Annotated in this window: 11 protein-coding genes; 6 read left to right on the top strand and 5 right to left on the bottom strand. The window is 59.6% G+C overall.

From position 1 onward, the window contains the following. Positions 1 to 94: 94 nt before the first annotated feature. Positions 95 to 982, top strand: coding sequence for a LysR family transcriptional regulator (locus GOQ25_RS02305; protein ID WP_160348831.1), 888 nt, complete (start codon positions 95 to 97; stop codon positions 980 to 982). Between the two features lie 92 nt (positions 983 to 1,074). Here GOQ25_RS02305 and GOQ25_RS02300 read toward each other — a convergent pair whose 3' ends face one another. Then, positions 1,075 to 1,569, bottom strand: a complete 495-nt coding sequence (locus GOQ25_RS02300; protein WP_160348830.1) for a GNAT family N-acetyltransferase — start codon at positions 1,567 to 1,569, stop codon at positions 1,075 to 1,077. Between the two features lie 309 nt (positions 1,570 to 1,878). Between GOQ25_RS02300 and GOQ25_RS02295 the strand changes: the two genes are divergently transcribed. Next, a complete protein-coding gene (locus tag GOQ25_RS02295) occupies positions 1,879 to 2,787 on the top strand; it encodes a Hint domain-containing protein (RefSeq protein WP_160348829.1) in 909 nt (302 codons plus the stop codon). A gap of 24 nt (positions 2,788 to 2,811) precedes the next feature. Here GOQ25_RS02295 and GOQ25_RS02290 read toward each other — a convergent pair whose 3' ends face one another. The 4 genes from GOQ25_RS02290 to GOQ25_RS02275 all read right to left on the bottom strand — a co-directional run bounded on the left by GOQ25_RS02290 (position 2,812) and on the right by GOQ25_RS02275 (position 8,244). Further along, positions 2,812 to 4,083 carry a M28 family peptidase gene (locus GOQ25_RS02290; protein WP_160348828.1) on the bottom strand — a complete coding sequence of 424 codons (1,272 nt, stop codon included), beginning with the start codon at positions 4,081 to 4,083 and terminating at the stop codon, positions 2,812 to 2,814. A gap of 35 nt (positions 4,084 to 4,118) precedes the next feature. Next, on the bottom strand, positions 4,119 to 5,084 hold the full coding sequence (locus tag GOQ25_RS02285; protein WP_160348827.1) for a tripartite tricarboxylate transporter substrate binding protein: 966 nt from the start codon (positions 5,082 to 5,084) through the stop codon (positions 4,119 to 4,121). 559 nt (positions 5,085 to 5,643) lie between these two features. Then, positions 5,644 to 6,564: a LysR substrate-binding domain-containing protein gene (locus GOQ25_RS02280; protein WP_160348826.1), complete on the bottom strand. Its 921-nt coding sequence runs from the start codon at positions 6,562 to 6,564 to the stop codon at positions 5,644 to 5,646. Between the two features lie 78 nt (positions 6,565 to 6,642). Next, a complete protein-coding gene (locus tag GOQ25_RS02275; RefSeq protein WP_160348825.1) occupies positions 6,643 to 8,244 on the bottom strand; it encodes a 4-hydroxyphenylacetate 3-hydroxylase family protein in 1,602 nt (533 codons plus the stop codon). Positions 8,245 to 8,643: 399 nt separating this feature from the next. Here GOQ25_RS02275 and GOQ25_RS02270 point away from each other — a divergent pair, with 399 nt between their 5' ends. The 4 genes from GOQ25_RS02270 (at position 8,644) to GOQ25_RS02255 (ending at position 13,145) form a co-directional block, all read left to right on the top strand. Then, positions 8,644 to 10,002 carry an amidase gene (locus GOQ25_RS02270; RefSeq protein ID WP_160348824.1) on the top strand — a complete coding sequence of 453 codons (1,359 nt, stop codon included), beginning with the start codon at positions 8,644 to 8,646 and terminating at the stop codon, positions 10,000 to 10,002. 73 nt (positions 10,003 to 10,075) lie between these two features. After that, positions 10,076 to 11,137 (top strand): TRAP transporter substrate-binding protein, encoded by a 1,062-nt coding sequence (locus GOQ25_RS02265; RefSeq protein WP_160348823.1) that lies wholly within the window; start codon positions 10,076 to 10,078, stop codon positions 11,135 to 11,137. 71 nt (positions 11,138 to 11,208) lie between these two features. Further along, entirely contained in the window at positions 11,209 to 11,772 is a 564-nt protein-coding gene (locus GOQ25_RS02260) for a TRAP transporter small permease subunit (protein ID WP_160348822.1), read from the top strand. A gap of 11 nt (positions 11,773 to 11,783) precedes the next feature. Continuing rightward, entirely contained in the window at positions 11,784 to 13,145 is a 1,362-nt protein-coding gene (locus tag GOQ25_RS02255; RefSeq protein ID WP_236844456.1) for a TRAP transporter large permease subunit, read from the top strand. The last annotated feature ends 16 nt before the right edge of the window (positions 13,146 to 13,161 follow it).

The following is a 13,161-nucleotide window of genomic DNA, read 5'->3' as shown; positions in this document are numbered from 1 at the left end:
GGGATCTCGACTCTGAAAGTTGGACTCATAGTACCGACCTGCGGCATGGCATGATCTGCTTGCGTATATGATCAGACGATAGTTATCCTATCGTATGAACACGCGTTTACTCCATACGTTATTGGCGGTGCACCAGCATGGCTCCATGGCTGGTGCCGCGCGACGGCTGAATCTGACGCATGGCGCGGTCGCACAGCAGATCCGTGCGTTGGAAAACGAGCTGGGCGTGAGCCTCGTGCGCCGTGCGGGCAAGGTCGTGCACCTGACGCAGGCGGCGCATCGCATCCTCGACACGTCGCAGCGCATTCTGGACGACATCGACGCGTTGGCGGCGTTGGCCAACACCAATGAACTGCGCGGAGAATTGCGGTTGGGCTCAGGCAATACCGCGTTGGTTGGCAAGATCCCGAACATCCTGGAAGTCCTTGCGGCGCAATACCCCGAGATTCACGTCAGCGTGGTCTCTGGCCAGTCCTCGGACTTTCATACCCAGGTCGAGCGCGGGGCTCTGGATGCCGCGATTGCCATGCAGCCCATGTTCACGCCCTCCAAGGGCCTGGGCTGGCATTTGCTATGGGAAGAGCCCTTTGTGCTTATCGCCTCGCGTCAGCACGAGGGAGTGGACCCGCATTTGCTGCTGGAGCGTGTGCCCTTTATTCGATATCACCGCGATAGTTGGGCCGGTCAGCAGATCGACGCCTACCTGAGGCAGAACAATCTAAGGCCGCGCGAAAGGTTCGAGCTCGCTTCGACCGAAACGATTACGCGGCTGGTGCATAAAAATCTTGGCGTGGCGATCGTTCCGACCGCCTGGAATCAATGGCAAAGCGGCTCGATTATCAGCATGCCGCTGAAGACCCCTTGCAAGCCTCGTTGTTTTGGCCTGATATGGCTGCGGTCTTCGCCGAGGTTGCAGTTGATCGAGGCGTTTCTGAAAGCGGCGGTCATGGCCCATCGCGCCGAGGAAACCGCCAACGCGTAATCTCGTCACCGCGCCACGTCCGCGGCGTGGCGCGGACAATAGGCGGGAACCAATGACACGATAGAAATTCTATGAGTTCATGACTCCGATACCTAGGGGTTGGCCCTCCGCATCATGTAGACAGCATCGGCACCATAGCTCGCCAACTTTGCTGCGGCCACATCCGAACACGGTTCAAAGCCGAATTTGCTCCAGAAAGGCGCCGTGCCGTAGACGGAAATCAAGCCCATGGTCGCGAATCGGTCGGCCAGCCGCAGCAGTGTCTCAATGCCTTCTACCGCATAGCCACGGCCACGCAGAGAGGATGAAACGACAAAATCATGCAGGTATAACTCGTCGGCGTCGGCCGGCACCTGCTCCGGCGCAGTATTTAGCGCCGGCGGCGCGGCGTGCCGGATCGGGTGCGCGAATGCATAGCCCTGAATGTCGGTATCGTTGGTCAGCACTAGGCACCCTTCGGGATAAAGCCGCAAACGCTTTTCCTGCGTCTCGCGGCTTTCAGGCAAAGTGGGGTGCACCACTTCGGAGAGCGCCATCACTGCGTCCAGATTGTTGCGCTCCATGGGGCGCCAGATAAACGAATCCATGTCTTCAAAGCCCTGAACTCGGGGCCATTGTCAGCCTTGTTGTTTTCACGCTGCAAGGCGTTTGTTGTTGGATGTTACTTGCTAGAATCCCGCCACATTTACGGCTTCTCCTTCTATATCGGCAGAAAGCAACTGGCGTTAAGCATCATTGCCTGGCGAGGCCGGAAAAGGACATTTCACCACCCTTAATACGTACGCGGTGCTCAGGGGGTGCGGGTGACTGATAAGAAGTCAGTCCACGCGCACCTATGCAGGTCGGTTCTTGCCTTCGCGCGAGTATTGTCGTGCACGACATATAGAAGGATATCTGTGGCAGTTTTCGAAACAACTGGGTGGTATGTCGTAGACTACGACTACTCCACCCAACGGTACTATATCCGTAGTGACTTCCAAGTGGATTCCACCTCTGTCACGAATCAGTCCGTGGACAACGTTTTCGACGTAAATCAGTTTGTCAACGTCGTGTCTGGGGGTTATCAGCAAAATGAAACGATCGTCGCGTTTACCAGCGACGGCATTGTTACCCGCAACATTGAGGGTGACTACACCCTCGTAACGTCTAACGTGTCGTATCCCGAGAATCTCCCTTTCGATACTAACACCGCGCCATTCACCCCGGTCTGCTTCGTTAAAGGCACACTGATCGCAACCGCTCAAGGCCCCGTCGCTATTGAGTCACTAGCAATCGGCGACAAGGTCGTTGGCAGCACCGGTATGCGCACGGTGAAATGGATCGGCTGGCGGAACTATCACGCAGTGGCGTTACGCACCCCCGAGCAACGCACCAGCTGTACGCCCGTGCGAATTCACGCAGGAGCGTTGGCCGATAACCAACCCAGTCAAGATCTGCGCGTCTCGCCGTGGCATCACATCTATATCGATGGTGTGCTGGTCCGTGCAAAGGACCTGATCAATGGCAAAACGGTGGTGCAGGAAACCCAGGCACAAGAGTTCACCTACTACCACATTGAGCTGGATCAGTTCGACGTCGTCCAAGCGCATGGCGTGTACTCGGAATCGTGGGCGGACGGCGGCAATCGCGACTTCTTCCAGAACGTGGATGTGACCGCGCTGCGCCCCGAGGACAAAATGCGGCGCACCGCGCATCGCCCTGGATTCAAAGCCTTGAGGAAACCGGCCGAGATCGCTGTCATTCATGAGCGGATCGCGGCGCGGGCGGATATGTTGTCCGCCGCGCTGGATACACTCGCGGCCTGATGGCTTAGTGTCGAGCGGGAGGGGTCAATCGCGCGCAGCCAGGGCATCCAGCTGCGCATCGCTCATCCCCAACGCCACATCCGCCAGCGCGCAGGTGACCGCCAGCGCCTGCCGCAGTTCGCCTTCGGCAATGATGGCCGGCAAGTCGCCTGCCGACAGAATGTTGTTCACCCGGGAATCCGGCTTGCCAAAGCCCGCGGTCAGTCGCAAGGCGGGAATCCCGTTGCGCGCGAAATTGGCATGGTCCGAGTTCGGCATCAGCGGCAGCCATGTACTGACCGGGATGCCCGCCAGCGCTGCCGCCTGATTCACGACCGGCTCCAGAGCCGGGAAATCGCTGATCATCGCCGTGAGCGACAGATCGCCGGCCACCGTGTCCAGGTTGATATCAAACTTGATGCGAGCGCGCTCGGCCGGGTCCATGTCGGCCAGATAGCGGGCGGATCCCGCTAGCGCCCATTCTTCGGCACAGAAGAAACAGATACGCAGACTAGGCGTATCCGGACCGACCTTGGCCGCCAACGCCCGAGCGGCTGCCAACGCCGTGGCCACGCCGGTGGCATTGTCCAACGCGCTGACACCCAGATCGTGTCCGTCCATATGGGCGCTGATCACGATGACGCTGTCACGGCCACCCGGAATTTCGGCAATACCGACGCTGGCTTGCGAATCCAACAGCTCTTCGCCCTGGATGACCAGGTTCACCCGCGCGGCGCCCTGGGCGGCAGCCGCGATCAGACGCTGGGCGCTTTCATAATCGGTATATGCCGCCGGAATACCCACGCCATCACGAGGCCGCCCGGACGAACCGGATAGCAAGCCCTGGCCCGGCACGTTGTTGGCAATCAGAAAGCCGACCGCGCCCGCTTGCAGCGCCATGTCGTACTTGCGGCGCCGATGCACATGGTCGCCGGTGAACGGAAACTCATGGCTGACGAGCACGATCTTGCCGCGAACTGCATCGCCCACGCGTTCGAAATCGTCTGGGCGACCACGGCCAAGATCGATGACCTCGGCCTCCAAGCCCGCCTCGGGCGTATTCTGCGACCGCAGTAACGCACGCACGGGGAGGGATTCTCCTTGGAGCGTCAGACTGGCCTGAAGGCAGCGCCAGCCGTCGTATGGCACCTGGAGATGTTGTACGACCGGCGCGTAGGGACGCAACTGCTCCAGCGCCCACGCCATCGCGGCATCGTCTTGCCCGCTGCCGGACATGCGTCCTCCAAAAGCGCAGATCGATTCAAAGTCATTCATCAGAGCCGCATCAGCGGCGGCGGCTTGCTGCCAAGGTGTCATGTCGTGATCTCTTCTGGATGTGAACGCGTGTTGGATTATTCGAACTTGATATTGGCGCGTTTGATCACATCGTCCCAGCGGGCGAAGTCTTCAGTCACCATGCCAGAGAGGGCTTTGGCGCTCGAGTCCGCGGGTGCGCTCACGCCCAGACTGACCAGCCGTTGCTGCACCGCTTCCGACTGCATGACCGTTTTCATCGCGGCTTCCAGACGAGCCAGCGCGTCGGCGGGCGTGCCCGCAGGTGCCATCAGGCCCCACCAGCTTTGCACCGTCATATTGGGCACGTTGAGCTCCGCGAACGTCGGCACATCCGGTGTGTCCTTCATGCGTTCAGGCGAGGAAACGGCAATCGGCTTGATCTTGCCAGCCTGATACAAGGCAGCGGCCGTCGGCATGGTGGTAAAGCTGGCCTGAATCTGGCCGCCGGCCAAATCGTTCGCCGATGCTGAGGCTCCCTTGTATGGGATGTGGACCAGTTCGGCGCCGGTGTTCTGCATGAAGAGTTCGGCCATCAAGTGCGTCAACGAGCCGTTGCCGCCAGAGCCAATCGAGATCTTGTGCGAGGAATCCTTGGTGGTCGAAACCAGGGCGGGCACGGTCTGCGCCTCGAAGCCCGGATTCACGAATAAATACAGCGGCGATACGCCCAGCAGTGCCACCGGCGTAAAGTCCTTGCGTGCGTCGTATTTAACGCGATCCGCGTAGAGCGCCGGGACGATGGTGAACGGGACGTCGGCCAGCAGCAGGGTGTAGCCATCAGGGGCTTCGTTGGCGACGTAGGAGGTGCCAATCATCGACCCCGCACCCGCGCGGTTTTCGACCACCACGGGCTGACCTAGTTCTTTGGCAAGCTGATCGCCAATGCCGCGCGCGAGCACATCCGAGCTGCCGCCGGCCGCGTACGGCACGATGATGCGCACGGGCTTTTCCGGATAGGCGGCTTGCGCCGGCGTCGCGGCGGCGAGCATGAGGGAGCAGAGCAGGGATTTGAGCTTATTCATCTGAATGACTCGTAATGCGTGACTAGGTGTAGGTATTCTGGCGAGGCGCTCTGATCTGGGCAAAGGATATATGGGCAAGCGCTATTCCAGTATGGAATACCTTGGGGGCGGCTTCGGTTGGGTTCTTTAGGCGCGGGAGCCGGGCAGAAAAGGGGCACCGGCCCTGTCGCAGCGGCTCGGCCCACGAGCAGGGGCCTCGGTCCCCTTCGGGGACTTCCCGCCGCTCAACGGGCCGGTGCCCCTTTTCTGCCCGGCTCCCGCTTGCGTTAGCGTTAAGAGGACGAATTCAAATCCAAATTCATGTTGCCGTGGATGGAAGTGAGGCATGTGCTTCAGTGCGTATGCGTAACGGCATGCTTGAAGCGCGGGGTCATACCTCAGTGTGAGTCCGGGGGCGGTGTGCGTGGGCGGTGCCGGCCCGTAGAGCGACGGGAAGTCCCCGAAGGGGACCGAGGCCCCTGCTCGTGGGCCGAGCCGTTGCGACAGGGCCGGCACCGCCCACGCACACCGCCCCCGGACGGCTAAAGAACCCCACCTCTGCAGAGCAGACAGAGATAAATCAGGAGACCAACTCGCGAATTTCCCGATTCATCTGCCCCGCACGTTGCGTCAGCCATTCACAAAAGGCATCCACATACGCCCCACCCACGTTCGGCCGCGGTCTCATCAGGTAATAGCCATAGCGACTTTCCACCACTTCCCCTAACGGCCGCACCAGCGTGCCAGCCCGTAATTGCTCGCGCACCAGCACCATTGGCACAATCGCCGCGCCCAGTCCGTGCATCACGGCAGGCAGCAGGACAGAAAACCCTTCGTATTCGGGCGCCTCGCCCGCGCTCGGGCCTGGCCAAAGTGGCGCGATTTCGGCACGCCATTCGTCCCAGCTATAACCGCGTTGTGCTCGCCGCAAGAGTGGCACCTGATTTAGATCTTCGATAGCGCGTATCGGGCAACGCGCCAGCAACTGTGGGGCGGCAACGAGCGTCATTTCGCGTCCGCACAGATACTCCGCCGACATCCCCGCCACATGACCGGTGTGCAACTGGATCTCGGCATCGAAGCGTTCGACTTGGTCGCGGCCGTAAAGCAAGCGCGGACGGATATTGACGCGCACACCTGGATGCAGCGCGAAAAACTCGGACAGCGTAGGAATCAGGCACGAATGCGCGAACGACGGAGACACGGCGATATTGAGCGCGACGCGTGACATTGGATGCGCAACCAAGGCGTCCGCTTCATCGAGCAGCCTCAACGCGGCGCTGACGCGTTCGTGATAAATCGCGCCCGCATGCGTCAGGCGCAGGCCATTGGGCAGGCGTTTAAACAGCGCGACGCCTAGCCGCGATTCCAACGCGCCGATATGCTTGCTAACCGCGCTTTGTGTAATGTTGAGCTTGTCCGCGCAGCGGCTGAAATTCAAGGTGCGCGCCGCCGCGAGAAAAATGCGCAGCGTGACTAGAGAATGGCGCGAGCCCTTCATGGTGTAACGAATCCCGGAAATGCATGAGTCTTAGACCCTGATAAGGAATTGTACGCGGCGGGCCCGCTGCGCCCGCGTTCAACGTCGCGGCAATGGACGCATGATCGCCTGGCCGGGCGCCGAGCAACCCTGGTCACAGCAGCGCCCCGGCTGTTTGTTGCGGGTGATCGCGCGCTGACGATCATCCTGATTCAATACGCCGCGATCGAGCAGGCGTTCGACCAGTTCGACTTTGCTGCCTATCGGGTAATTGCGATAGATCTCCTGCTTCATGGCCGCGGGCGATCCGCCTCCGTGCAGGCTAATGATCGAATACCAGCCCGCCTGATAAGAAGCGGTCAGGTCTTCCATGAATCGGGCGACCTGAATTCGTTTGTCATAGGGTACGGCGGGATTGGCCTGCAACATATCGCTTAGGCGCCCGGCAGTCTCGGGATTATGATCTTCGTCGGGTCCTGGCAGGGCCACGATCAAGCCACCGGACACCTCGTGGGCAAGGCGATGCATGTCGTAGATCTGAGTAGCCAGCATCAGCTTGCCCACGTTGGCAAAGACCGTCTCCGGCATGAACGACTGACTGTAGGGATCCTGGGTCCCGTAGACGCTGGCGGCTACGCCGCACGCATAGAACCCCTCAACAATCTTGATCAGCTCCACCATGGGTTCTTGCAGGCTGGCTTTTTTCTCAGGGTCTAGTCCGTTGGCCTCGCACATCAGCGCGCCCGCGCCAATCAGCAAGTCGCCGAACCCGGCTCGCGCGGCGATACAGCTGTGGCGATGGTGATTCGCATACGCATAGGTCATGGCGCCCGAATGTTCCCACTCGTTGGCGTAGAACACGCGCTCCCAGGGCACGGTGACGCGATCGAAAATCACCACTCCGGTGGATTGTCCGTACTTTCGGGAAAATAGCGCGTCACCGTGTTCGTTCTTCTCGCCTGGCCGGCCGGCAGGGCGCGCCACGATGGTGATACCTGGGGCGTCGATAGGCACCGCACAGCACACCGCAAAATCGGTATCCGCCTGCGTCATGTTGCGGCACGGCATGACGAGTAATTCGTGCATATACGCCGCGCCCGTGACGATGGCTTTCGTTCCAGAAATCACGATGCCTTTGGCATTGCGTTCGACAATATGAACGTAAGTGTCTGGATTGCTCTGCTGATGGGGCCGGCGCGAACGATCGCCTTTCGCGTCCGTCATCGCGACACCAATGGCTAGGTCGTTATCGTGCACGTGATCCAGATAACTCTGGAACCGGGCACGATGTTCGGTGGTCCCTCGTGCGTCGTCGATACGAGCCGATACCTGCGCGATCGCGTTGAGCGCATCGTGTGTCAGATAGCGTTGCGCACAACCGGTTTCCTGACATAGCAATCGAACGGCTTCAAGCTTATTCAGCAGATCGCCGGCGGACTCGTTGATATGCAGCATGCGTGGCACCGTGCGCTGACCCTGGCGGGCCAGCATGAGCGGCGCCACCGCCGGATCGTGGGCCATATCGTAGGTTACGGCCAGTGCATTGACCCCCGGTGCCAGCGAGGGCTCGTCGGCCACCGATTCCACACGACGCCCGTCCACGTAGACGACTGGCTTATAGCGACGGAGGGATTCGCGATATTGATCTCCGGTCATTAGGCCCAAGGTACCGAGCGACGCATGAGGGGCTGAGTCTTGCATGATGTTGTCTCCAGAGTGGCGCGTGGGTGGCCGCGCCGGCTACCGCGTTTTTATAGGTAATCCGTCTCTATGGTGCTGAGAGTAACGGTACAACGGGATAAATGAACGGACAAGGTATTTCAGTTCCACGTACCGCAAACGCAGTCAAGGTTACGCGTTGTCCCGTTTTCGTCGCCTATCACCGCATGCGGGTCAAAGCCTTATAAAAGCTGGGGTTTACCACTAGCAAATCCGGATTGGGGTCAAGACTTCGGAGCCCGAGGCTTAGGGGTTTTCTCTAGTCTGGAGAGTATGTTCGACTTATGTTGTTGCCGCAAAAAATCTTTGCTGATAGGCTGAATGTACGTACAACCTGTCTTGCGCTGTTTTTCCCTTTTGACTTCCCTCGAGGCGAACTTCATGGTTCAGGTGAACATTCCGACAACGTCGGAAGCAGCGGTTAAACAATGTATTGAGAACATCGAGAGATGGAATCCCTACATCAACGCGATTGTCACGCTCGATGCGGAGGCGGCGATGGAGGCAGCACGCCGTGCGGACGCACTGACGCAATCCGGTCGAGCGAGCGGTCTGCTGCATGGCGTACCGATTCTCGTCAAAGACAACATTGACACTGCAGGTCTGCGCACCACGTATGCGTCTGGCTTTTTTAAGGACCACGTGCCTGACCAGGACGCTACCGTTGTGCGACGCTTGCGCGAGGCGGGTGCCATCATCCTGGGCAAAGTAACCCTGCATGAATTCGCATTCGGCGTACGCTCGAACAACCCAGTCATCGGTCAATGCCGCAATCCTTGGAACCCGGCGCGCATACCGGGTGGCTCCAGCGGCGGATCGGGGGCGGCGATCGCCGCTGGCATGGCGCCATTGGCCTTGGGCACCGATACCGGCGGATCGGTGCGGGTGCCCGCTTCGCTGAATGGCGTATGTGGTTTGCGCCCCACCGTGGGGCGAGTGTCGAATCATGGTTGCATGCCTGTCAGCGCCACGCACGACACCATCGGTCCTTTGGCGCGTACGGTGCCGGAGCTGGCCCGCCTGTTCTCCGTGATGGCAGGCTTCGATCCGCATGACCATGTCAGCGAACGCCAAGAAGTGGGCAATCTGCTCGTCGATATGCACGCGGGCATCAAGGGCCTGCGGATTGGCATTCCCAGCAATCATTACTTCGACGGCGTGGACAGCGAGGTCGCGTATGCCGTCCAAGAAGCCATGCGCGTGCTGGAATCGTTGGGTGCCCTCATGGTCCCCATCACCGTAGACGGCGCGCAGACCGCGCATGCCTACGCCACCACCATGATCTACTCCGATGCCTGCGCCGTGCACGAGGAACGGCTTGCACAGCCCGACGAGCGCTGGTTACCCGCCACGCTGGAGCGCATGCAGATGGGCCTGCAATACACCGGTCGTGACTACGCACGCGCCCTGCGGGCTCGCGAGGCTTGGTGTCGGTCCCTGGAGGATGTCTTCAGTTCGGTCGACGTCATCCTCAGTCCCACCTCGCCCACGGTCGCGCCACCCATTGAAGACGGCCGCAGCCTTTTCGAAGCCACGCGCGCCGTGACGCAGAACACCTATGCGGGCGCGTTCGGCAAGCTACCGGGGCTATCGGTGCCATGTGGTTTTTCTTCTGATGGTATGCCGATCGGCCTGATGCTCGAAGCCGCGCCTTGGCGCGAGGCGACGCTATTCAGGGCCGGGGTCGCTTATCAAAACCAAACCGACTGGCATCTGCGTCAGCCCGCTCTTCCTGCTTAACCCCATCCACCCGCTTGCTATCCGCGCGTCGCGCGTGCGCGGGCGCTTGTAGCTTTTCATCAGGAGTTACAGAATGGCATTCGCTTTCCCCGGTATCAGCAAGCTCGCCGTTGCGGTGAGCACCGCCTTGGCCTTGCTCGCGACCACCCCAGTGCAGGCAAAAGACCCGACTGTGAATATCAAGGTCGCGGGCATGTTCGGATCGAACTTCAAGCCCATCGGCGCCCATGTCAACGACATGGTCGCAAACGTGCGCGCGGCCACGGATGACACGGTGAAGATGCGCTTTTTCGAGCCCGGTGCGCTGGTGCCGGTGATGGGTATCTTCGACGCGGTATCTTCGGGTTCTGTGGATGCCGGTTTTGTCGGTATCGGCCTCTATATCAACAAAGAGCCGGGTCTGGCCCTCTATAACGCCGCGCCGTTCACACCCGAGTTGTCCCAGTTCCTTGCCTGGATCTACTACGGCGGCGGTCAGCAGGTGCTGGACGAAGTGCTTGAAAAGCACAATATGAAGGCCGTGTTCTGCGGACTGCTCGCACCGGAAGCAGGAGGCTGGTTCAATAAAGAAGTCAATTCCCTCGATGACTTCAAGGGTCTGAAGATGCGTATTGGCGGCCTGGGCGCCAATGTGCTTGAGAAGATCGGCGTATCGACGCAAGCACTCGGCGGCGGCGATGTGTTTCCCGCGCTGGAACGCGGCGTCATAGATGCGGCGGAGTTCTCCAACCCCGGCATGGACGAATCCATGGGCTTCGATCAAGCCGCGAAATATTACTATTTCCCCGGATGGCAAAACCCGGTCAGTCCCGAATGGCTCATCATTAACAAAGCGGTCTACAACAAGCTGACCGATAAACAGAAGAAGGCCATCGATGTCGCCTGCGGCAATGCAGTGGCCCGCAGTATCGCCGAAGGCGAAGTGCTCAGCATGCAGGCGGTCGAACGCCTGCGCGCCAAGGGCGTCGATATCCGTCAGTGGAACCCCGAGGTGGTTAAGCAGTTAAAAGATCTATGGGTGGAGGAAGCCAACCGCTTGGCTTCCACCGATCCCAACTTCAAGAAGGTCTGGGAGTCTCAACAGAACTTCCGCCAGCAGCACGACAAGCTCATGCAGTTACAGAAACTGCCGTAACGGCGTAAGCCACACGAGCGGGAGCCGCGCGGCTCCCGCACCAAAGGGTTCTGTCTACAGTAGGTGGGTGCATGGATTCTCCGATTGCTGGGAAGATTGACCGCTGCGTGACGTTCATCGGGATGGCGGCGGGTTGGCTGTTGTTCGCGTTGACCGCCGTGGTGTGCTTCGATGTGATTACCCGAAAGTTTTTCGTCTTTCAGTCCACGTTCTTGCAGGAGCTGGAATGGCATCTGCATACCGTTATCTTCTTCCTGGCCATTCCCATGGCCTATCTGCGTGGCATCCATGTGCGCATCGACATTCTCAGGGATCGCATGGGAGACCGCGGCCGAGCAAAGCTGGAGCTGATCGGGCTCTTCCTGCTGGCGATTCCATTCACCCTGTTCCTGCTGAAATACGGCATCGACTTCGTCGCGCAGTCATACGCGCAGAACGAAGGCTCGACCTCGATGCAGGGTATCCATCATCGCTGGATCATAAAATCCATCATTCCTATTGCGATGCTGCTGACGCTCTTGTCGTTGATCGCGACGGTGATTCGTGGCGTGTTGTTCCTGGCGGGTAAAGGCCCCGTTCCAGAGGCATTCGCGCGCAAAGAAATCGCTGCCGTGGCTGTGGAGGAAATTCGGTGATGGATTTCCTCATGTCGCATATCTCCATCCTAATGTTCGTCGTGCTAGCGGCGTTGTTCTTTTCCGGATTTCCGGTCGGCTTTGTGCTGGGCGGCGTGACGATATGGTTTGGCATGCTGGGCTGGGCGTTGGATATGTTCTCGCCCACCGAGTTCTTCAACTTCATGTATCGGATTTGGGGTGGAGCAGCGGACAATATCGTGTTGATCGGCGCGCCGCTCTTTATCTTCATGGGCATCTTGCTGGAAAAGAGCCAGATCGCCGCCGACCTGCTGCGGTGCCTGCAGATCCTGCTGCGACGTGTCCCGGGCGGGCTGGCGCTGGGTGTGGCCATCATGGGCACCATCATGGCAGCGACCACGGGGATTATCGGCGCCTCCGTGGTCATGCTTTCCATGTTGGCGCTACCCGCGATGCTCAAGCAAAAATACGATACCGGCTTGGCGACCGGTATCGTCAGCGCCTCTGGCACCCTGGGTATTCTGATACCGCCCAGCATCATGCTGGTGATCATGGGCGACATGATGCAGATCTCCACGGGAAAGCTGTTTCTCGGTGCGGTACTGCCCGGACTGATGCTATCGGCGTTCTATGTGATCTACATCATCGTGCTGGCCTGGCTCAAGCCCCATCTGGCGCCGCCCTTGACCGACGATGAATGGCAATCCGACGGCGAGTCCTTGACACGTCTGGTGCTTCGCGCCTTCGTGCCGCCGACGGTGCTGATCGGGCTCGTACTTGGTTCTATCTTCATGGGTTGGGCGACGCCGACCGAGGCAGCAGGCGTGGGCGCGGCAGGGGCCATTGTGCTGACTATTTTCTCCGGCCGCTTCAGTGTTCCGCTGATGAGTGACGCGGTGCGCACTTCGGCGCTCACGATCGGGATGGTGTTTCTCATCATCATCGCCGCCGCGTGTTTTTCCTACGTGTTCCGCTCGCTGGGAGGCGACGACGTCATCCACGAGATGCTGGATTCGGCCGGGCTGGGTCCTTGGGGCGTGCTGGCGCTGCTGCTGGTCGGGGTATTCCTGCTGGGCTTCTTTTTCGATTGGCTGGAGATCATCCTGATTGTCGTGCCGATCTTTGCGCCCATCATCGCTGGTCTGGACTTTGGCGATCATTTGCCAGGCAAGGTAGAGGCCATCTACTGGTTCGCCATCCTGATTGCGATCAATCTGCAGACCTCTTTCCTCACGCCGCCGTTTGGCTTTGCCTTGTTCTTCGTGAAAGGCGCCGCGCCGCCCTCCGTGCGCATGGAGCAAATCTATAAAGGCATCATTCCGTTCGTGGTGCTGCAGGTATTGGCTCTGATCATTGTGGTCATTTATCCCGACGTGGCTCTTTGGCTACCGAGAACATTGCTGGGCAATTGATCAGGACACTAAGACT

This window comes from Bordetella sp. 15P40C-2, assembly GCF_009763235.1.
Lineage (GTDB): Bacteria > Pseudomonadota > Gammaproteobacteria > Burkholderiales > Burkholderiaceae_B > Bordetella_A.
This window is presented reverse-complemented; position numbering and strand designations above follow the sequence as displayed.